This window comes from Yersinia massiliensis, from assembly GCF_003048255.1.
Lineage (GTDB): Bacteria > Pseudomonadota > Gammaproteobacteria > Enterobacterales > Enterobacteriaceae > Yersinia > Yersinia massiliensis_A.
Window position 1 is genome coordinate 1,948,218 of the sequence record NZ_CP028487.1, and the last position, 16,428, is coordinate 1,964,645.

Genomic DNA, 16,428 nt, shown 5'->3' on the forward strand with positions numbered 1-16,428 from the left:
ATTAGCGAGGTTCATTGAGGTGGTGACGCTTAGTAACTGTTGAACATAAAGTAAGTGTTTAATCCGTTATCTTTCTCTTCCAGAAGCTTCCAGTTTCTTTCATATCTGACTATGTAGTCGTTAGCCTGTGATGGGCTGTAGTGATGATTAACCTTTTCAAGCTCAGTAATAAATCGAGCGGTTGTAACAACTTTCCGACCACTTGGCTCAATGACGATTGAGGCTATAAAGGCTATTGGTACATCCTGACGACGCGCCATTTGCTTACCCTCCGCTTACTTTATTGGAGTATAGCGCGGTTACCGATAGACTTCGCTGCACATGAGCACAGCATCAGGCCTTCGCTCTTTAATTCGCGCTAACATGACTTGGCATTCGGATTGAGTAGGGTAAATATCTTCGGTAACTGGTAGGGCATCGCAACTATCGTTAAAGCAGGAACTGACGAGAAGAACAAAGCCTATTAGCATTTAGTCACCTGCTGGCCTTGGCTCCATGAACAGCAATGTGCCATCTTGAAAGTTATCCCAATCAGCCTGGTCATGTAGGCACACCACGCTAACATCGCGTGTGCCGCCTGAATTGTAACCGCCGAAAATAACCTGACCGATAGGATCCTGCTGCTTAAGCGCTTCAAGTTGCTCACGCAGCGCTAGCAGTTCAGTGGCCATTTCTGAGCCAATATTTCCGTCAACATCAATTCGCTGTTGTTTTATATTCTCCAATGTTTCTTTACTCAGCATCTGCATTCCCCTCTGCCAGTTTGCTCATCCGCACACCCCCTCGACGTCATTCGGAAAATCAAGGTCGAATGCTTCATCAAACGCAAGGTCATGGTCGGCTAATACGCCAATGAGGTCACGATGGTCATTCTCCAACCCTTTATCTTTGAACTGTTTCGCGTCATAAAGCATAACGTTGCTATCGCCGATCGTGTAGAAACCGAGCCGATTTGACGGGCATTTAGCAAGCAATGCATTGACCTGCTTAACCCATTTCTTTTCTGCTGCTGTTAGTTCTGCCACTACTCACCCCCTTCAACCGGATTAATAGGTGCGCGGAACATTTCAACGATGCGAGATAGTGAATTGAAATTCATAAATGGCACAGCTTGGTGGCCCTTGTCAGATTTAGAGTCAAATTCCATGCGAATACCGCCGGTAACATGCTGAACTGCATCTGCTAGCGCATCAAAAGATACAGGTTCGCGCGGTTTCACCGCCTCCGATATTCCATCAACACGGCTTTCAATCATGGACCACACGGTTTCATATTCAGGCCAATCAGACTCAACTACAACACACTGCAATGGGGGCTTACTCTCAATATCACGCCCTTTTTTAATGCTATTTTCTAGCGTATCCAGAAGTTGAAAATTAAAATGACCAAGGTATTTTTCTGCATCAGAACGTTTAATTACGATATAGCGCTCTTCTCTTTCCATTATTCATCATCCCAATTATCAATAGGGCAATGTCGTCCGGTAGCGGTCGGCTCGTTATCACGGATCTGAGGGCAATCTTTGTGATGACACTCACCATCGCGGGCGGCGGCGAACTCTCGCAAATCACGAAATACCATCACGCATACGTCATCAAGCTCACCATACTCACCTTCAAGACGTGAAACCTGTTCCTCGACACCCTGCGCCTTTATCTCGTTAATCGCTTGAGTGGTGGCTGGAGTATTTAGTGCTGACTCAACCGCGCTTTGCGACCTGTCCCAACCAATGCCGTAAATTTCACTTTCACCACCGTTCTGGCGAATCGCTTTCCATCCACTAAGCATGTCTCTTGCGGCAACTTTCAGTAACATGTTCTCAGCAGCGACAGCTCGATAGTTTTTGTCTAGTTCGATGTACTCAGCCTCTAACGTTTCATAATCAGTATTTTCAGACATAGAAAGTCCTCAGCAGACTAGCTGCTTTAAGTGGGGTGGGGGATTAGCCTTGCTTGACAGACCAGCCGATTCCGTAATATTCACGATCAATATTGCTTAAAATAATCGGTGCAGGATTGCTTAAGCTGAACGGCTGCCGCTCAAGGGGTAACAAGTGAGCAGGGCAGCGAGGGTGACTCGCCGTTATCCTGCCTATCGTCCTGATAATCATCTTGTTAAGCCGATCGTGTTCTTCTCCCCGCTTTGCACAATCAAAAGCCGCGAGGCATCCTGCAATTATGTCTGCATAGTTATTTGTTCTGATTGTCATGGGATTACCAGCGGGGATGGCGCTTAGTGTGAGTTAGAAAATCGCCATTTACTGTCGGTTTCCAAAGTCATACCAAGCTCTTTGGCCTTGGCATTAGCTTCTGCGAAAGAAAAAATCACTTTTCCATCTGGAAATTTCCACGAGTTTTTATTCGCGTTGTAAAATCGAACAACTGTTATTTGCTGGTTATTCTCCATAGCTATCACCTCAATATGGTGGTTCTTCTTCGAACATTGGTGGCTCACTCTGTCCAGTAGATTGCCCACTGGATTGCCGATTCTGGTTTTGCCGTCCTTGGCCCTGTGCTCCCTGCGAATCACCTTGCTTCCCGCCCAGCATCTGCATGGTACCGCCGACATTGACCACTACTTCCGTTGTGTAGCGATCTTGTCCTGATTGGTCTTGCCACTTCCTTGTTTGTAATGCTCCTTCGATGTAGACCTGAGAACCTTTCCGCAGGTACTCGCCAGCTACTTCTGCCAATTTCCCAAACAGCACAATCCGGTGCCACTCAGTTTTTTCCTTTTGCTCGCCTGTCGCCTTGTCCCGCCAACTTTCCGATGTAGCAAGGGTAATGCTGGCTACCGCGCCGCCGTTCGGCATATAACGAACCTCAGGATCCTTCCCAAGGTTACCCACCAGAATTACTTTATTTATGCCCTTGCTCATGCCGCTTGCTCCAGTTCGGATTTTCGAATGTCATATACATCTTTCGCTATGGCTTGCTGTTCAGTCCCGCGTAATGTGCGCCATGCCTCTTCAAATGCTGGTTTAAGCTCTTCAACAGAATTTGCGGATGTTGCTAGGGCGGTGAAATGCTTTAATGCTTCATCATGTGGGTTTACGCCTGATTCAAGCCATTCAATCAATCTCTTGCCTGTTTCTTCGGAGATAATTACTGGATCAGAATTTGAAAAGAGTTTTGTACGGTCTTTGGTGGCGTTGGCGTGATGTGATTCATGCACCAAATCTAGAACGGTAGTGAATTCGTATTCCACGCCATCACGCTGTTCTGATTTCATCCCTAACTTAGCCACCTTTTTGCGCCCATTCTCTTCAATCTGAGCGGTTTCTGTTTTACTTCGCATGGTTGCAATTACATGCATGCCGGTGCTAAGGATCGCATCCAAAAACAAACGATGCCGCGGATTGATTTCACTCCAAGCTGACCATGAATTTCCACGGAACTTAGCTTTTGCAATCGTATCAACAAGCTCAAGACAGCCACCTACGCCACCCCACTCATGGGTGATGCTGTCGATAATAAGATTGTCATAGCCAGCTTGCTCTGCTGCGTGAATGGCTTCTATGAATCGCTCTGGCGAGAATGGTGCATCTAGTTCCAGAACGTCAAAGTCTGAAACGTCTGAATAAAGCGACGCGCTACCTTTTTCGGTATCAATTACAGCCGTCTTGCCACCAATCCCTTTAGCTATCAGCAAGGCGCTGTATGTTTTCCCTGAACCGCTCGGGCCTGTAAGCGCCAGCCGTAGCTTGGCTTTCTTTCTCATAGCCTTTTCAAATTTCATGATTTATCTCTCAGTTAAAGTTACCAGCAAACTCACTTAGCGTTACTAGTGGAGATGCCTTGGTTGTCCCTTGGTTTCTTGATTCGGTTTCCATCCATGACTCGCCGAGCTCACTTTCAAGTTCTGAGTGCATTAACTCCAGCCATTCAGCATCCGTTGCTGGCAGCTTTCCGATTGATACCGTCATGCTGCATGCTCCACATCTTGTGAGTCATCCCAGCCAAGCCAGATAATTCGGCACCACAAATAGGCGTCATGAATACCTTTTGCATTATCAGGGAATGACTTTGTGTAACGCTTTTTGAATCCGTTGTGCACCTGAGATGCGGTAACCGTTCCGTCACCATTCGGTTTTATTCTCATGGTTCACCCAGCTGGTTTAATATCTCAATAAGCCGCTTAGCTGCGTTCTTGGCGTTGCGGAATATACGGTCGAGCAAAGTTTCAGAGCAGCCCACGCAAGGCCACCCTGCTATACAAAAGGTATGCATGGGATACTCCGGTTTAATTAGTAAGTGATACAAACAGAGGAAATGAGGTTTTTAGCGATAGCGGCTACACATTTCTGTGCGCAATCTTCTGGCAATCCGTTTGCAATTAAGTCGGCTACCGCTTGGCGGTTGATGGTGCGACGGTGTTCAACATCTTTCGCGCGGGCCGCCGCCTCATCAGCAACACGCTTCTCTTCGGCCAAACGTGCTTCTTCTTTTTGCTGATCTTCGCGCTGGATACGGTCAGCGGTTTCCTGCGCTTTCCGTTGTTCGGCTGCGATAGCTTCCTGCTTCTCGCGCTCAGCTTTAGCGGCTGCATCCTTCTTGTCTTGCTCGGCCTTTTGTTCTGCTGCGATACGGTCACGCTCTGCTTGTTCCGCCCGAGCCTTTAACACGGACTCACGATGAGCAGCCTCTTCGCGTTCCAGTTGAATCTTTTCATCAGCATCTCGCTTCGCCTGCTCTACCGCCAGACGCTTTAACTCTTCTTCGTGAGCGATACGAAGGCGCTCTGCTTCCGATTTTTGCTCCGCGAGGGTTCGGTCGCGTTCATAGTCGTCCAGTAGGGCTGTTGCGTGGGCCACCTCTATTTGAAGTGCTAGCTCTTTAGCCTTTGCCAAATCGAAAGCGGCATTGTCTTTGTCAGCATCGTCGCGCATCTTGCTATAGCGTTCAGCCTCAGCCTTTGCTTCTTCCTCTTGGCGAATGCGCTCCTGTTCAGACTCCCAGTCCGTTACCGGCTTTCGGATTGCTACTGCAATATTATCCAGCTCATCACGAAACTTTTTTCGATTGGCATCTATCAGGGCGGGGCGTGCTTTTAGTTCAGCAACCAACTCTTTAGCGCGAACCTCAAATGCTGCTTTGGATTTGCGTACTTGGTCAGCCATCGTGATGTATACACCGCGGCCCTTTGCAGTCTTCAAGTCACCAACTACCGAACCGGCTGTCTTACGAACGTTATCAATCAGCTCATCAATGAATTTGTCATTGAGTAAAGCGACCTCTAAATCTGCTTTCTCGACCGGCAGCGTGACGAGTGCCAGTTCCTTTTTTTCATCTGCCATGCTCATTTCCTTGTGTTTGTCCCACAGCAAAACACCGACAGTTGTCAGTTATTTACTCTGGGGATTGGTGGGGGTGGGGAGGGTTATTGCTTTCCGAGCGTGGCGAGAGTATTTAAATACTCATCTTCGCTTATTTTTTTACGTCGTTCTTCTTCCCACTTCATTGCTTCACCGAGCAGGAAACTGCGATGGGCGATGTCGTTAATCACATCGATATTATCTATGTTAACTGACTCATACCGTTGAATTACTGACGACATCGCTGCTTTTGCATACTCTTCAATTTCCATACATCACCTCATCTAGTGGTCTTATTGCTGCCACCGGTTAAGTGGCAGGGGTAAGGTCACTGGGGTTCCGAAATGAAATCTAATACTTCCTGCAAATCACCGTCACACAGAGCTACATATCCATCCGCATGCATTCGCTGAAGCCACTCAATGCTTATGTTTCGATATTGACTCATCATTCATTCCTCAGTTACGCCAATTTAGGCAATAAAAAAGGCCGCCTAAGTGACCTTCTATAATTTGTGCTGGGTTATTTAGCCACGCCCAGCCGTGGTTTCCCTGCTTTCCACAGTCAAGGAAAATTGATATGTTGGTTATTCCACAGTCAAAATAAGGAATTGAGAATGTCAGAACCCATTTCTGATCCAACAGTTTTACCTGAGAAGGCTGCGCTACAACTGGTAGTAGAGTTAATTCGTGGAGATAAAGTGCCAATGCACAGCTCTGGAAATATGGATAATCTGTTAAAAATGTATGACCAAGCTGTACAGCATTTCAAAAAGGACAAGCAATAAGAAGATATTCCTTATTAATCACTGAGTAATTCTTCAAAAGCAGTGCGGACGGCGGCGGCAATCTCTTTTGCTTTCTCCGTTTGCACCGTGGTGCAAAGAACTAATTGCTCTTCCAATTGTTTGGTCAAACACTGGGCTGCGACAACCTGAACTGCTACTTCCATATTCTTAATTTTCATAATTTCATCACTTAACTATGTGGTGGGCCTCTAAATTAACGGTATGCTGTGTCCGCGCTGTTTTTGACGAGCGTTGATTTGCTGGTCAAAGTTACCGCTAATTTTCATATTTGCGCGCTGGCGCTTCTCTGATGCTTTCTCAGCTAGTGCCACGTAAAACTCAGCGGCTTTCTCTATCTGCGCTCTGTATTCAAAGCTGATAGGCGTAATGGCGCTTTCTATGCGGCTGTTAGGCTTGCGGTTCAATCGCAGAGTTGGGCGCTTAACTTCGCGTGACTCTGGTTCTACGATGCCGTGTTGAGCGTTGTATGCTGCTGTCAGAGCTTTGCGCTTATCGTTACGGCGCTGTCTGGCGTTGTCATAACCTTGATGAGCCATGGTGTTACCTCCGGTTAATAAGCTTTGGTGATGGTGTCTGTGCCTATTTCAATCACAGCGCTCTCGATAGCTTTCTCAGTCCCGCAGCATTACCTGTCGTTAGCTCCAGCTATTCACCATCCCAAAACTCATTAGCTTTGGTACTTCGCGCTTTTCAGCGCAGTTATCTTAAAGAGCGGTAAGCTCTGGTAACTATCAAACGTAAGCTGTGCCCATGGTGGAACTCGCCGTGTTACAGAGGATGGAAGCTATCTGCCTTTGTTATTAGCCTTCCAGATAATCGCGCATACTTTGCGATTGGTTCCCTCGGATTCCCTTGCCAACTATCCACTTTGTTAACCTTCCCGGTACTAGCCCGCATTCTCATTCAAGATGCTGCGGAGGATTCTTACGTTTGATTGTTAAAGAGCGTGCTATCCGTTTCGTACTTTTGGCGTCCTGCCGTGTCGATGGATTCATAATAGTGCTACTAATTATTAAGGTCAATAGTGCTTCTAATAATTATTTATAGTAGTGCTACTTATTATTGATTTATATATGTATTTATTTTTTCAATGTAGTGGTTACCCTCAAACATCCAGCCGAAAAAACGTCGTCAAGTGTGCTAAATTGGGTGAAATTTATTCTTTGATGGGTGAGATATGGATAGCGAACAAGAGTTTTTCGAGCAGCAGCGGCCAGAAGTGGCGCAAGTTATCGGTACCGCAGTGATGCAGCTACTAACGGAAGGTGGGGAAGTGTCGAAGGAGTCGATAGCAGAGATGATAGAAGTGCTGTATCAGGAGGAACAGGTAACTTTAGCCGTCGAGTTAGCTATTGATATTCTGAGATTACCGCCAGAAGGCTGATTACAGACATAAAAAAGCCCACACGGGACGCGGTGGGCAAAGGTAAAGACTAAGTTTATATATTTGTAATCCCTGATGTTGTGCTCTTAGCGTAGATGAGTTTCTTTACATAGCAAGTTACAGGCACAAAAAACCCGGCAGCGGGGCCGGGTTAGGTGATTAATGAAGCGGGGATGCGGCGTTCATCATTTTCTCATAATAAACCATCATATCATCGCGACTAAATGCATTTATTAAGTTATCAGTATGCTTTCCCAATAAGTTTAACTGATGTTTAGCGCTATTTTCTTGGGCCATTGTTTCTGCTGCATAAATTACAAATGAATCTATATTATTACTATATATTTCAACGGCTTTATTTATTGTTAATGCGCTAATAGCCGCTTCACCCATCTGCTTCTTTACGTTTTCCGTTCTAAAATCTAGTGTTTCTGTTAAATGATATTTCCCATTCTTTAACAAGAAATCAGCCACAAGCCCCTCTTCTGCGCTGATCGGGTAATTTGCCACAACCTTATGTTCAAAAATATCCTCACTATATTTTCCAAGGATACCTTGCTTACTGAACATATCCCTAATATCAAAGAATATTTTCTTGTTTACGCGTTTATATGGTTTTTTGTGGGGGTTGACCAGTCGATTCATCAATTCATTCAGCTTTGCTTCATAGTTATCGCTACTACCTACAGTGAAAACGCCAAACTCAGATAGCGATAATGACCCCTTAAAAAGCCGTGGAAGCATTTTTATATCATTAATGGCGCTCGATAAATGAAACAGGTTACCCGTCAGTTCTTCAAGATAATTCAGGTCAAGGCTTTTATCTATTGCTCTAAGTTTTGAAACAGAATGCAGCATCCGCACATCGATATCTTCGTCCAGATATACAATTAGCCCAACATTAATCGTTTCGCCTTTTTCGAGATTTGGCGTTATTCTGATTAAGCTGTACTTAAATGTTTTCATGAACTTATCTCCAAGCGTATGGCATTTATTCGTTCTGTTTTACCCTCTCCTGCCCACCATTTTATTAGATAATCTTTATGCATGGGAGGCATCCAGTCTTCTGGCATACCATTAAGTATATCAGAGATGGCATCTACACCTATTCTTTCTATCTTGTCAAGAACGTTTAGCCCCACTTTCCTTAGTTCTTCGGTATCACCGATAAACTGTTTTGCTATACTCCAATTGATACAGGTGCTTGAATCCGTAGGGAGTGTGCTTGTTGTACTTCTTGGCCAGCCAATGACAAATGAACTCAAACTAAAATCAAAAGTCTTGACGATAACTTGGTCTCGGCTATTTTTCATGTATAGATAATTATTGAAATGTCTATCTATGTTATGCACGAACTGATCGAACGCATAAATAGCCCACAACTGCTTTTTTAGTGACTCATTCGCGGTGAACAGTATCGATATCCATTGAGCATCATTAAGTCCGCTCTTCCAAGCAGAAAGCTCAATTCTTGACCCAAAAACATATTCGCCGTCTGATATACATTTCAATACTTTACATACTGGAGTCGCTATACCGCATCTCTCCGCCAAATTTGTACAGAACCATTCTGCCGCTGGGACTTGAGAGGGGTTCTGAACTGGAATCGTGATATTACTTGTTGAACCTTTTACTGCATATTCCATTTCATCACTGGCGATAGCGAAGCCAGAAAGGTGCGCAGTCCCGAGGCTTGATGGGGTATAGTCATTAAATTCTAGCTCGAAAAGATTGCCTTGCTCTGGTGCTTCATTCTGGCTTGGATCATCTTCTTTTTCCAATTTCTTCCCTCCCCACATTGCTGACATGGCAACCTCTTAATAAAGTTTATTATGTAAAAACAGCTAACTCTTAGTTAAATATTACCCACCCCTCTATGGGCTAGCAGTGGGTTAGCTGTCCAAATCTTCCCACGTAGCATCGATAACTTTACCGATGATGCGGCAGTCCTCATCGATTACCGTCAATGGCCAAGATGGATTAAGCGGTTTAAGGAAGTGATCCCCCGCGTCCTCAACGTATTTCTTGAAGGTGGCTGCTTTTTTGTTCGTCAAATATGCAACACATAAATCACCATCGTGAACAGCCCTGTCAGGGTCAACAAGAATGAGCATGCCCTCTGGGAAGCTAACCCCTACAGGAGCCGTCATTGAGTCGCCTTTAACTTCCAGCCAAAATGCGTTATTCCCGGCTCTTTTAGTGGAGTCCACTAACCTGATGGCATCTCTTTCAGTGAATGACCCATCAATCTCGCTAAATGCTCCAGCCTGAACCCAACTAATCAATGGGTAACCATAAGCTGGAGTCGGATCCTTATAATTAGTTGTCTGTGCCGTTGCCCTTACATGTGCAAGCAGTGGCCCGATAGATGGATTAATTTCCTCCGGTGCTACATCAAGCAGCGCAGAGAATTTGAGGATATTTTCTGTGTTAAGAGAAGTCTTGCCATTAAGGAATTGGCTTATAGCTGCTTGAGTGCTAAAACCAAGTATTCCCGCCGCCTTTTCCTGGCTAAGTCCTAACTGGTCTTTTTTTCTATCCCAAATTTGCTTTAAGCGATCCGCAATTTTCAAGTCTTCTTCAGTAATTACATTTTTCTTTGCCATGCTCGCGACTTTATTCGTATTGCTAATAATTAACAAATAGTGCAGCTATTGCTTTTCTTAATCAGTAGCACTAATATTGTCGTATCTAGCAAATGGAGATAGATATGAATCTGAATGATTACCTAAAACAGAACGGCATTAGCCAAGCTGACTATGCAGTTGCTGCCGGTGTTACTCAGGGTTTTGTTAGTCAAGTTATTGCTGGTCGTTACAAACCAAAGGGACGCAAGGCCATTCAATGGTCAGAGGCAACCAATTGGGCGGTAACACCCCATGAATTAAACAGTGATGACTACCCGAACAAAACTGACGGGTTACCTACAAATCAACTTAACGCCGCTTAATCACCGCCGCTCATTAAATCCTCTGCGCTGAAAAGCGCCCATCAAAACTAAATCCCCAGACCATCGGGGAGGAACAACAACATTCAAATCACAAGGGAAGAGTACGCAATGGAACGTGCAAGTAACAGCAAGAGAATTATGGAAGTTGAATCTGAGCTACGAAGCCGAATGGCTATCAAGGGACAGAGCAAGTTTGCGCGGGAGGCTGGCTGGGCCGAATCAAAGGTAAGCCGGTTAAACGTACATGACATGGCAGTGACGTTTGTTCTTCTGGAGAAGATATGGGAGACGAGCGTAATAAGGGAAATCGCAAGGCAGGCTGTGATTGCGGTGACCGGAAAGCAAAAAGCCCCGATGGCAGTCGAGGCTTCAGAACAACAGATAACTATGTCTTTCTAGAGGTAATTATACATGCGAAAGAAAACTAACGCAAAGCAGCGAGAGGTTACTCAGCAGCGATCCGCCAAGCCTGACGAGTTAGTCATGGTCTGCAACGACAATCCACTATTTGATCACAAGTTCGCTGAGATTTTCCGTGGACTTAAGGCTGATCGGGAGAAAGCCAATGAGTAACGTCTTAGCGTTTCGTCAACCAGACACAGCAAGGCCGGAGGCAACCGGTAAGGGGTTTGCCTTGATGCATAGAAAAATAATGGATCTGCCTTTCTACAGGACGGATTCTGAAGCTGTTCACCTGTGGTTCCATTTCATCCTTACCGCCAATCACGCACCGGCAATAGTTAGTACTGAGCTAGGTGATGTCATGGTTCGTCGCGGTGAATTTATGACCGGTCGTAATAAGCTGGAATTGGCAACCGGTATCACAGGAAACCGCATCAAATATCTCATCGGTAAATTTGAAAAACTTGGGATGATCACTAAGTCAACCACCAAGAAATTCTCACTAATTTACGTCACAAAATACGACGAATATCAGCCAAATTTAGTGCCAACAGATTACCAACAAAGTGCCATCGCAAACCCGCTGATACCAAGCGCTGGCGGCGAGGTTGTGCCAACAGATTACCAACAAAGTGCCACAAACAATGAAGTAACTAATAACTCTATTACTAACGTAATAGAGAGTACCTCTTCAGCCGATAAAGCTGGAAAGAAAAAACCGTCATTCAGTTGTGAAGATGTGGTCAATGTTTATCACGACATCCTACCAGAAGCTAAAGGCATCAGAGCACTCAGCGACAAACGCCGTAACCTGATCAAAACTTTCTGGGTGAAAGCCAGCAAGATAACTAGGCAACTGGACAGCCAGCCATTCACGCTGGAAAGCTGGAAAGCCTACCTGACTTACATTTCCACCAATTGCCGCTGGATGCTGGAAAACAGACCTGATGCTCGTTCTGGCAAGACGTGGCAGAAAAAGGGGTTGGAATATTTTCTGAACGACGAAACTTACCTGCTAGTCCGCGAGGGGGCCAAGGATGACCATTGATTATAAATTACCTCCGCACAGCCTTGAAGCTGAGCAGAGTGTCCTTGGTGGGCTGATGATTGACGGCGGTGACACTGATCGGTGCCGAGCTGTGTTTTCAATCCTCAAGTCTGAATCATTTTTCAGTCGCCCACACCGCGTTATTTACGAAGGTTTGCGTCGTCTGGACAGTCAGCAGCAACCGTTAGACTTGATCACGTTATCGGAATCTCTCGGTGATAGCGGTGAGCTGGATACGGTCGGCGGGTTCGGTTATCTGGCTGAGCTATCCAAGTACACACCCAGTGCCGCGAACATTGTCGCTTATGCGAACGTGATCCGCGATCGAGCTATGAAGCGTTACGGAATTGAGAAAGCCAATAAAATCACTGAGCTGTTCTATGCAAATGACGGCATGACGGCAGAGGAGAAATTCGAGGCGGCTCAATCGCTGTTTTCGCAGATAGCAGATCACGCCAAAACAGGTAATCAGCGAGGCTTACGCCGGTTCGAAGATGTATTTACGGATTGGGTTGATGTCGTGGAGAAGCGATTTGCTGGCGACCAAAGTGCTATCGGACTAACCAGCGGGATCGCGTCACTGGATGCCATGCTGGAACCTAAGCGCATTGTGAAGGGGTCGCTATTCGTCGTTGGTGCGCGTCCGAAGATGGGTAAAACCACGTTCTACCTCAACATGGCTATCAACTGCGCGATGAATGAGAAGTTACCAGCGCTGGCGTTCAGTCTTGAAATGCCTGATTTGCAACTGGCCGAACGGATGATCACCCAGATATCCGGCGTATCAAGCAAGAATTTCTATCTTGATGGGTACGACGATAACCGGTTTGCTCTGGCTTCTGCCAAGGGCGTAGAGCTGGCTACTAACGGCAATCTCTACATCGACGACACACCGGGCCTTTCACTGGCGCACATTGTTTCAGAATGTCGTCGTATTAAGCGAGAGCGTGGCGTTGTCGGCATGGTGTTAGTTGACTACCTGACGCTGATGAAAGCCGAGAAAGCTGATCGAAACGACTTGGCTTACGGGATGATCACCAAAGGACTTAAGAACCTCGCTAAAGAACTGGATTGCGTCGTTGTGCTGCTGACCCAGCTTAACCGTGATTTGGAAAAGCGTACCAACAAACGCCCACTCCCCAGCGACTCCCGCGATACCGGACAAATCGAACAGGACTGTGACTACTGGCTCGGCATATACCGCGCTGGTGCTTACGACGATAACGCCAATCAGCATGATACAGAGCTGCTGATGAAGCTTAATCGCCACGGTGAAAACGGCGTCGTGTATGTGGAGCAAAGATTCGGGGCAATTTATGACTGTGACCAGACTCAAGCTAGAGCAAAGGCTGATGAATCAGATCGCCGGTCATCCAAGCAACAAGGTGGTTTCTGATGGAACTCACACACGAAGATGAATTAACTATTGAGCAATATATTCGACTTGCTCACAACGGCTATACCGGACCAGTAGTTATCTGGCTTGAACGGCTAAAAGAACTTCACATGAAACGCGCGGAGTTGATTGCTTGGACTGCTATCACCTGCGCCAGATACGAATCGAAGAGAGAGGCATGATGGACATAACTAAATCGCGTGAAGAGTTTGAAGCTGAATTCCGCAAGCAACACGCCGGCAATGCATATATTGAAATGCTGCTTAAGATGTACAACCACGGCACTGATGAAGATCCTGAAATTGATTACTACTCACTTGCTTCCCGCGACGCATGGAAGTGGTGGCAAGTATCCAGACGGGCGATCGAGGTGATATTACCTCCTGCTATCAATACGGAAGAAATCGGCAAGGCTATCTCAAAAGAGATCACTATGGCTCGCCTTGCAATTGCTGGCATTCGAATCAAGGGAGAGAGTGAATGAGTGACTTAACAGTGACAGAACTTAAATCACGCGGCGAATTTTTTAAAAAAGGCAGCATCATCCCTCAGCGGATACTTAAAGGCCGAAGAAAGGCAAAGCACTTTGTGGTTTTCGGCTGCGACTCGTGGGTAATTCCAGCGCCTATGGGTTATGTAGTCATGGTCAACTCTGCATATGCTGATTGCGCAATAAGACTTAGAGGCCCGAGAAAAAATTGCAAACAATTAATCCTTCGTGGATCTCCATATTCCCCCAAGGGCATAACTAAATGGATAGGAAATGCTCTTATTACTGACAAAGAATGGGCCTCAAGGGTAGCTGTATGGCTGGGAGAAAGGGCATGAAAGAATTAGACAGTTTTACTGTAGAAGAGATTGAAGAAATTATAAGTTCCTGCCAGCAAGAGATTCATAACACTCCAACTAGTGATGAAATGCCAGTAAGCCCTCGAGAATTACTTTCCCTAGCCCGAATCGCGTTAGCTGCAAAGAGAGCTGAGCCTGTTGCTTATTGGAATGACGCTTGTGACTTAGATGATGGAGCGTTCAGTTATGCAAATGATGCCGGTTGCACAAGACCTCTCTACACCACCCCACAGTTGAACTCTCCGGAGATACCTGATTATAAATCTGCACTTCTTGGCTTGTTAACGAATCGCATATCAAAAGACCATTTAGGATTTTTCACTCTAGCTGGAATAAATAAAACAAATCTAGTACGAGCCGTTGAAGTTTCTGAGGCAGCCATAAATTTTGAAAATGTACCACAAGTAGATATTGGTGAATGTTTAATACCTAACGGTTGGAAGATAACGCAAGACTGGATTAAATGCAGTGACCGGCTACCTGATAAATCAGGAGACTATTTAGTTGCGTGTCACTACCCTGAATTTTATGCAAAATGCTGGGTGATGCATGTCATGGATTTCTGCCATACAGCTTATGAAACTCCAGTCATGCGGTGGTACAGCTCAGATAGGGCCCCATATATCAAATACTGGATGCCACTCCCTACAGTGCCGGAGAAGCCACTATGAGCGATTACCTAAATGTTGGTTTAGCCTTTGCGGGTTACTTGTTCATCATGTTTAAAACAGGCGAGTGGATGGCAAGAATCATCTGGAAGCAATGGGATAAACGCAAGAAAGAAGATCGAAAGCAGAAGGTCATTAACGAGCTGTATGACGCTTTCAATCTTAGTGAATTAACGGAGAGTGGCACGCTAAAAGTAGTAACCAAAAACGGCTTAACCATCATGATGTTTCGGAAGTGACTATGGATAAACAAATATTCTTTCTACGAAACGAGCAAGTAAGACGAAACCTGATAGCAGCAATAAACCAACTCCCCCTTGATGACCACCACCCCATAACAATCCGCATCACCGACTTTGACCGCTCCCTACTGCAAAACAGCATGTTCCACGCATTGTGTGGTGACGTGGCTAAGCAGGTTTTGTGGATGGAGAAAGAGCGCAATCTGGTTCAGTGGAAAACGTTATTCGTATCGGGCCACGCAATGGCAACCGGTATGGGTGCGGAAGTGGTGCCTGGATTAGAGGGCGAGTTCTGCAACATCAGGGAATCGACCGCCAAGATGGGTATTAAGCGCATGACGAGCTTAATTGAATACTCGCAAGCATGGGCGGTCGGTAGTGGCGTGAAGTTGCGCGAGGTTCGCTACACCAATGATTATTTTGGGAGGGCAGCATGATTAACGGAATTATTTTCGGCGTTGCGGTATGCGCATTAGTCTGGGCCTCTTATCGCCTTGGCTGGGAGTCAGCGCATCAGACTGTAGCAACAGAGTGTCAACGGCTGGGTAAATTCTATGTTGGCAAGAAAACCTATCACTGCATAGTGATTGAGGATAAAGCTGATGAGGCAGATAAGCCCGACCCAGATCGCACTAGATAATCTCAAATTCAAAGTATCCCACCGAACCAAGCCTAAACCCCCAATCCCCGCCAGCGAAATACCTACATATGACCACATATGCGTTTTGTTGCGCGCAAAATTCGACAGAGTAAGGAGAACGCGATGAGTGAGCAGTCATTAACTCACGATGAGCTATGCCTGATAGCTGAAAAGTTTCTCAGGAACAACGGATTTAAAGTGGCATTTCATGATCGCTTTGTTGCCGCCGTATCAACTGGAGAGCAACCAGATGCAATAGGGTTTAGAAATCTGGCGTCTTGCCTGATTGAAGCTAAGTGCTCCCGCTCTGATTTTTTGGCAGACAAGAAAAAGCGTTTTCGTATTGATCCAGAGCTAGGTATGGGCGACTGGCGGTTCTTTATCTGTGAGCCGGGAATTATTAACGCCGCTGACCTGCCGCAAGGGTGGGGGTTATTGCACGTAAAGAACGGACGAGTTTACAAGGTACATGGCTGGCCCGGTAACGCTCTGTGGTGCTCTACAGCATCAAAGCCGTTCAGAGCCAACAAACAGGCTGAATGCGACTTCATGTACAGCGCCCTGCGAAGAATGCAAATCAGAGGTCACTTATCTGAAGTCTATGACGGACTGCCAAAGCCGGAGGTTAGCCATGCCTGAACTCCCCCAATCAATATGTATCTTCTGCTTCCTGATGCTTAACAAGGGTGAAACCTACGCTCATCAGAAATGCATTGATAAAGCAGCG

Annotated in this window: 33 protein-coding genes; 15 read left to right on the forward strand and 18 right to left on the reverse strand. The window is 45.9% G+C overall.

Translation table 11 applies throughout. From position 1 onward, the window contains the following. Positions 1-29 precede the first annotated feature (29 nt). The 13 genes from DA391_RS24165 to DA391_RS09030 all read right to left on the reverse strand — a co-directional run bounded on the left by DA391_RS24165 (position 30) and on the right by DA391_RS09030 (position 5,586). Entirely contained in the window at positions 30-260 is a 231-nt protein-coding gene (locus tag DA391_RS24165) for a DNA polymerase V (protein ID WP_159074560.1), read from the reverse strand. Positions 261-470: 210 nt separating this feature from the next. Then, a complete protein-coding gene (locus DA391_RS08985) occupies positions 471-743 on the reverse strand; it encodes a hypothetical protein (RefSeq protein WP_108087560.1) in 273 nt (90 codons plus the stop codon). Between the two features lie 24 nt (positions 744-767). Next, positions 768-1,025, reverse strand: a complete 258-nt coding sequence (locus DA391_RS08990) for a hypothetical protein (protein ID WP_108087561.1) — start codon at positions 1,023-1,025, stop codon at positions 768-770. Beyond that, positions 1,025-1,444 carry a hypothetical protein gene (locus DA391_RS08995; RefSeq protein ID WP_108087562.1) on the reverse strand — a complete coding sequence of 140 codons (420 nt, stop codon included), beginning with the start codon at positions 1,442-1,444 and terminating at the stop codon, positions 1,025-1,027. Before DA391_RS08995 ends, DA391_RS08990 begins: the two co-directional genes overlap by 1 nt. Next, positions 1,444-1,899, reverse strand: coding sequence for a hypothetical protein (locus DA391_RS09000; RefSeq protein WP_108087563.1), 456 nt, complete (start codon positions 1,897-1,899; stop codon positions 1,444-1,446). The genes DA391_RS08995 and DA391_RS09000 overlap by 1 nt, the downstream gene beginning before the upstream one ends. Positions 1,900-2,232: 333 nt before the next feature. Continuing rightward, the gene (locus DA391_RS24170) at positions 2,233-2,406 is read right to left on the reverse strand and encodes a hypothetical protein (RefSeq protein WP_159074561.1); all 174 of its coding nucleotides are present in this window, start codon (positions 2,404-2,406) and stop codon (positions 2,233-2,235) included. 10 nt (positions 2,407-2,416) lie between these two features. Beyond that, a complete protein-coding gene (gene ssb / locus DA391_RS09005) occupies positions 2,417-2,878 on the reverse strand; it encodes a single-stranded DNA-binding protein (RefSeq protein ID WP_108087564.1) in 462 nt (153 codons plus the stop codon). After that, positions 2,875-3,738 carry an ATP-binding protein gene (locus DA391_RS09010; RefSeq protein ID WP_108087565.1) on the reverse strand — a complete coding sequence of 288 codons (864 nt, stop codon included), beginning with the start codon at positions 3,736-3,738 and terminating at the stop codon, positions 2,875-2,877. Before DA391_RS09010 ends, ssb begins: the two co-directional genes overlap by 4 nt. A gap of 10 nt (positions 3,739-3,748) precedes the next feature. Beyond that, positions 3,749-3,925 carry a hypothetical protein gene (locus DA391_RS24175; RefSeq protein ID WP_159074562.1) on the reverse strand — a complete coding sequence of 59 codons (177 nt, stop codon included), beginning with the start codon at positions 3,923-3,925 and terminating at the stop codon, positions 3,749-3,751. Next, on the reverse strand, positions 3,922-4,101 hold the full coding sequence (locus DA391_RS09015; protein WP_108087566.1) for a DUF5444 family protein: 180 nt from the start codon (positions 4,099-4,101) through the stop codon (positions 3,922-3,924). Before DA391_RS09015 ends, DA391_RS24175 begins: the two co-directional genes overlap by 4 nt. Next, entirely contained in the window at positions 4,098-4,229 is a 132-nt protein-coding gene (locus DA391_RS09020; RefSeq protein WP_108087567.1) for a protease FtsH-inhibitory lysogeny factor CIII, read from the reverse strand. The genes DA391_RS09015 and DA391_RS09020 overlap by 4 nt, the downstream gene beginning before the upstream one ends. A gap of 17 nt (positions 4,230-4,246) precedes the next feature. Further along, positions 4,247-5,296: a hypothetical protein gene (locus DA391_RS09025; RefSeq protein ID WP_108087568.1), complete on the reverse strand. Its 1,050-nt coding sequence runs from the start codon at positions 5,294-5,296 to the stop codon at positions 4,247-4,249. A gap of 83 nt (positions 5,297-5,379) precedes the next feature. Next, complete coding sequence (locus DA391_RS09030; protein ID WP_098904806.1) at positions 5,380-5,586, reverse strand: hypothetical protein; 207 nt, start codon at positions 5,584-5,586, stop codon at positions 5,380-5,382. Between the two features lie 344 nt (positions 5,587-5,930). Between DA391_RS09030 and DA391_RS09035 the strand changes: the two genes are divergently transcribed. Next, positions 5,931-6,101: an ATP-NAD kinase gene (locus tag DA391_RS09035; protein WP_108087569.1), complete on the forward strand. Its 171-nt coding sequence runs from the start codon at positions 5,931-5,933 to the stop codon at positions 6,099-6,101. Positions 6,102-6,115: 14 nt separating this feature from the next. On the opposite strand, the gene DA391_RS24180 is transcribed toward DA391_RS09035, so the two are convergent. After that, positions 6,116-6,280 (reverse strand): hypothetical protein, encoded by a 165-nt coding sequence (locus tag DA391_RS24180; protein WP_159074563.1) that lies wholly within the window; start codon positions 6,278-6,280, stop codon positions 6,116-6,118. Positions 6,281-6,310: 30 nt separating this feature from the next. Next, positions 6,311-6,658, reverse strand: coding sequence for a hypothetical protein (locus DA391_RS09040; protein ID WP_108087570.1), 348 nt, complete (start codon positions 6,656-6,658; stop codon positions 6,311-6,313). A gap of 641 nt (positions 6,659-7,299) precedes the next feature. Here DA391_RS09040 and DA391_RS09045 point away from each other — a divergent pair. Next, complete coding sequence (locus DA391_RS09045) at positions 7,300-7,506, forward strand: hypothetical protein (protein ID WP_108087571.1); 207 nt, start codon at positions 7,300-7,302, stop codon at positions 7,504-7,506. Positions 7,507-7,665: 159 nt separating this feature from the next. Here the strand turns inward: DA391_RS09045 and DA391_RS09050 are convergent, their stop codons facing one another. The 3 genes from DA391_RS09050 to DA391_RS09060 all read right to left on the reverse strand — a co-directional run bounded on the left by DA391_RS09050 (position 7,666) and on the right by DA391_RS09060 (position 10,112). Beyond that, positions 7,666-8,472 (reverse strand): DUF3037 domain-containing protein, encoded by an 807-nt coding sequence (locus tag DA391_RS09050; protein ID WP_108087572.1) that lies wholly within the window; start codon positions 8,470-8,472, stop codon positions 7,666-7,668. Then, positions 8,469-9,314 (reverse strand): HipA family kinase, encoded by an 846-nt coding sequence (locus DA391_RS09055; RefSeq protein WP_108087573.1) that lies wholly within the window; start codon positions 9,312-9,314, stop codon positions 8,469-8,471. The genes DA391_RS09050 and DA391_RS09055 overlap by 4 nt, the downstream gene beginning before the upstream one ends. A gap of 84 nt (positions 9,315-9,398) precedes the next feature. After that, complete coding sequence (locus DA391_RS09060) at positions 9,399-10,112, reverse strand: LexA family protein (RefSeq protein ID WP_099466419.1); 714 nt, start codon at positions 10,110-10,112, stop codon at positions 9,399-9,401. A 104-nt stretch (positions 10,113-10,216) separates the two neighbouring features. On the opposite strand from DA391_RS09060, the gene DA391_RS09065 reads away from it, so the two are divergent. The 13 genes from DA391_RS09065 (at position 10,217) to DA391_RS09125 (ending at position 16,340) form a co-directional block, all read left to right on the forward strand. Continuing rightward, positions 10,217-10,456, forward strand: a complete 240-nt coding sequence (locus DA391_RS09065; RefSeq protein WP_057631540.1) for a helix-turn-helix domain-containing protein — start codon at positions 10,217-10,219, stop codon at positions 10,454-10,456. Positions 10,457-10,564: 108 nt separating this feature from the next. Further along, the gene (locus tag DA391_RS09070) at positions 10,565-10,855 is read left to right on the forward strand and encodes a CII family transcriptional regulator (protein ID WP_048619603.1); all 291 of its coding nucleotides are present in this window, start codon (positions 10,565-10,567) and stop codon (positions 10,853-10,855) included. Positions 10,856-10,867: 12 nt separating this feature from the next. After that, positions 10,868-11,029 (forward strand): hypothetical protein, encoded by a 162-nt coding sequence (locus tag DA391_RS24185; RefSeq protein WP_159074564.1) that lies wholly within the window; start codon positions 10,868-10,870, stop codon positions 11,027-11,029. Then, positions 11,022-11,906 (forward strand): DNA replication protein, encoded by an 885-nt coding sequence (locus tag DA391_RS09075; protein WP_108087574.1) that lies wholly within the window; start codon positions 11,022-11,024, stop codon positions 11,904-11,906. The genes DA391_RS24185 and DA391_RS09075 overlap by 8 nt, the downstream gene beginning before the upstream one ends. Continuing rightward, on the forward strand, positions 11,896-13,302 hold the full coding sequence (locus tag DA391_RS09080) for a DnaB-like helicase C-terminal domain-containing protein (RefSeq protein ID WP_108087575.1): 1,407 nt from the start codon (positions 11,896-11,898) through the stop codon (positions 13,300-13,302). Before DA391_RS09075 ends, DA391_RS09080 begins: the two co-directional genes overlap by 11 nt. Then, a complete protein-coding gene (locus tag DA391_RS09085) occupies positions 13,302-13,484 on the forward strand; it encodes a hypothetical protein (protein ID WP_098904795.1) in 183 nt (60 codons plus the stop codon). Before DA391_RS09080 ends, DA391_RS09085 begins: the two co-directional genes overlap by 1 nt. Next, positions 13,481-13,786 carry a hypothetical protein gene (locus DA391_RS09090; RefSeq protein WP_108087576.1) on the forward strand — a complete coding sequence of 102 codons (306 nt, stop codon included), beginning with the start codon at positions 13,481-13,483 and terminating at the stop codon, positions 13,784-13,786. The genes DA391_RS09085 and DA391_RS09090 overlap by 4 nt, the downstream gene beginning before the upstream one ends. Beyond that, positions 13,783-14,130, forward strand: a complete 348-nt coding sequence (locus tag DA391_RS09095; protein WP_108087577.1) for a hypothetical protein — start codon at positions 13,783-13,785, stop codon at positions 14,128-14,130. The genes DA391_RS09090 and DA391_RS09095 overlap by 4 nt, the downstream gene beginning before the upstream one ends. Beyond that, on the forward strand, positions 14,127-14,822 hold the full coding sequence (locus tag DA391_RS09100) for a DUF551 domain-containing protein (protein WP_159074565.1): 696 nt from the start codon (positions 14,127-14,129) through the stop codon (positions 14,820-14,822). Before DA391_RS09095 ends, DA391_RS09100 begins: the two co-directional genes overlap by 4 nt. Continuing rightward, the gene (locus DA391_RS09105) at positions 14,819-15,058 is read left to right on the forward strand and encodes a DUF4752 family protein (RefSeq protein WP_108087579.1); all 240 of its coding nucleotides are present in this window, start codon (positions 14,819-14,821) and stop codon (positions 15,056-15,058) included. The genes DA391_RS09100 and DA391_RS09105 overlap by 4 nt, the downstream gene beginning before the upstream one ends. Before the next feature lie 2 nt (positions 15,059-15,060). Then, positions 15,061-15,498, forward strand: coding sequence for a recombination protein NinB (locus tag DA391_RS09110; RefSeq protein WP_057649643.1), 438 nt, complete (start codon positions 15,061-15,063; stop codon positions 15,496-15,498). Then, entirely contained in the window at positions 15,495-15,701 is a 207-nt protein-coding gene (locus DA391_RS09115; protein ID WP_108087580.1) for a hypothetical protein, read from the forward strand. Before DA391_RS09110 ends, DA391_RS09115 begins: the two co-directional genes overlap by 4 nt. A gap of 123 nt (positions 15,702-15,824) precedes the next feature. Beyond that, positions 15,825-16,340, forward strand: a complete 516-nt coding sequence (locus tag DA391_RS09125) for a hypothetical protein (RefSeq protein ID WP_077174391.1) — start codon at positions 15,825-15,827, stop codon at positions 16,338-16,340. Positions 16,341-16,428: the final 88 nt, after the last annotated feature.

Excerpts from the sequence above, each read along its gene's own strand:
- DA391_RS24165 (WP_159074560.1), bottom strand. The coding sequence starts at position 260 with ATGGCGCGTCGTCAGGATGTACCAATAGCCTTTATAGCCTCAATCGTC.
- DA391_RS08985 (WP_108087560.1), bottom strand. The coding sequence starts at position 743 with ATGCTGAGTAAAGAAACATTGGAGAATATAAAACAACAGCGAATTGAT.
- DA391_RS08995 (WP_108087562.1), bottom strand. The coding sequence starts at position 1,444 with ATGGAAAGAGAAGAGCGCTATATCGTAATTAAACGTTCTGATGCAGAA.
- DA391_RS09000 (WP_108087563.1), bottom strand. The coding sequence starts at position 1,899 with ATGTCTGAAAATACTGATTATGAAACGTTAGAGGCTGAGTACATCGAA.
- DA391_RS24170 (WP_159074561.1), bottom strand. The coding sequence starts at position 2,406 with ATGGAGAATAACCAGCAAATAACAGTTGTTCGATTTTACAACGCGAAT.
- ssb (WP_108087564.1), bottom strand. The coding sequence starts at position 2,878 with ATGAGCAAGGGCATAAATAAAGTAATTCTGGTGGGTAACCTTGGGAAG.
- DA391_RS09010 (WP_108087565.1), bottom strand. The coding sequence starts at position 3,738 with ATGAAATTTGAAAAGGCTATGAGAAAGAAAGCCAAGCTACGGCTGGCG.
- DA391_RS24175 (WP_159074562.1), bottom strand. The coding sequence starts at position 3,925 with ATGACGGTATCAATCGGAAAGCTGCCAGCAACGGATGCTGAATGGCTG.
- DA391_RS09015 (WP_108087566.1), bottom strand. The coding sequence starts at position 4,101 with ATGAGAATAAAACCGAATGGTGACGGAACGGTTACCGCATCTCAGGTG.
- DA391_RS09020 (WP_108087567.1), bottom strand. The coding sequence starts at position 4,229 with ATGCATACCTTTTGTATAGCAGGGTGGCCTTGCGTGGGCTGCTCTGAA.
- DA391_RS09025 (WP_108087568.1), bottom strand. The coding sequence starts at position 5,296 with ATGGCAGATGAAAAAAAGGAACTGGCACTCGTCACGCTGCCGGTCGAG.
- DA391_RS09030 (WP_098904806.1), bottom strand. The coding sequence starts at position 5,586 with ATGGAAATTGAAGAGTATGCAAAAGCAGCGATGTCGTCAGTAATTCAA.
- DA391_RS09035 (WP_108087569.1), top strand. The coding sequence starts at position 5,931 with ATGTCAGAACCCATTTCTGATCCAACAGTTTTACCTGAGAAGGCTGCG.
- DA391_RS24180 (WP_159074563.1), bottom strand. The coding sequence starts at position 6,280 with ATGAAAATTAAGAATATGGAAGTAGCAGTTCAGGTTGTCGCAGCCCAG.
- DA391_RS09040 (WP_108087570.1), bottom strand. The coding sequence starts at position 6,658 with ATGGCTCATCAAGGTTATGACAACGCCAGACAGCGCCGTAACGATAAG.
- DA391_RS09045 (WP_108087571.1), top strand. The coding sequence starts at position 7,300 with ATGGATAGCGAACAAGAGTTTTTCGAGCAGCAGCGGCCAGAAGTGGCG.
- DA391_RS09050 (WP_108087572.1), bottom strand. The coding sequence starts at position 8,472 with ATGAAAACATTTAAGTACAGCTTAATCAGAATAACGCCAAATCTCGAA.
- DA391_RS09055 (WP_108087573.1), bottom strand. The coding sequence starts at position 9,314 with ATGTCAGCAATGTGGGGAGGGAAGAAATTGGAAAAAGAAGATGATCCA.
- DA391_RS09060 (WP_099466419.1), bottom strand. The coding sequence starts at position 10,112 with ATGGCAAAGAAAAATGTAATTACTGAAGAAGACTTGAAAATTGCGGAT.
- DA391_RS09065 (WP_057631540.1), top strand. The coding sequence starts at position 10,217 with ATGAATCTGAATGATTACCTAAAACAGAACGGCATTAGCCAAGCTGAC.
- DA391_RS09070 (WP_048619603.1), top strand. The coding sequence starts at position 10,565 with ATGGAACGTGCAAGTAACAGCAAGAGAATTATGGAAGTTGAATCTGAG.
- DA391_RS24185 (WP_159074564.1), top strand. The coding sequence starts at position 10,868 with ATGCGAAAGAAAACTAACGCAAAGCAGCGAGAGGTTACTCAGCAGCGA.
- DA391_RS09075 (WP_108087574.1), top strand. The coding sequence starts at position 11,022 with ATGAGTAACGTCTTAGCGTTTCGTCAACCAGACACAGCAAGGCCGGAG.
- DA391_RS09080 (WP_108087575.1), top strand. The coding sequence starts at position 11,896 with ATGACCATTGATTATAAATTACCTCCGCACAGCCTTGAAGCTGAGCAG.
- DA391_RS09085 (WP_098904795.1), top strand. The coding sequence starts at position 13,302 with ATGGAACTCACACACGAAGATGAATTAACTATTGAGCAATATATTCGA.
- DA391_RS09090 (WP_108087576.1), top strand. The coding sequence starts at position 13,481 with ATGATGGACATAACTAAATCGCGTGAAGAGTTTGAAGCTGAATTCCGC.
- DA391_RS09095 (WP_108087577.1), top strand. The coding sequence starts at position 13,783 with ATGAGTGACTTAACAGTGACAGAACTTAAATCACGCGGCGAATTTTTT.
- DA391_RS09100 (WP_159074565.1), top strand. The coding sequence starts at position 14,127 with ATGAAAGAATTAGACAGTTTTACTGTAGAAGAGATTGAAGAAATTATA.
- DA391_RS09105 (WP_108087579.1), top strand. The coding sequence starts at position 14,819 with ATGAGCGATTACCTAAATGTTGGTTTAGCCTTTGCGGGTTACTTGTTC.
- DA391_RS09110 (WP_057649643.1), top strand. The coding sequence starts at position 15,061 with ATGGATAAACAAATATTCTTTCTACGAAACGAGCAAGTAAGACGAAAC.
- DA391_RS09115 (WP_108087580.1), top strand. The coding sequence starts at position 15,495 with ATGATTAACGGAATTATTTTCGGCGTTGCGGTATGCGCATTAGTCTGG.
- DA391_RS09125 (WP_077174391.1), top strand. The coding sequence starts at position 15,825 with ATGAGTGAGCAGTCATTAACTCACGATGAGCTATGCCTGATAGCTGAA.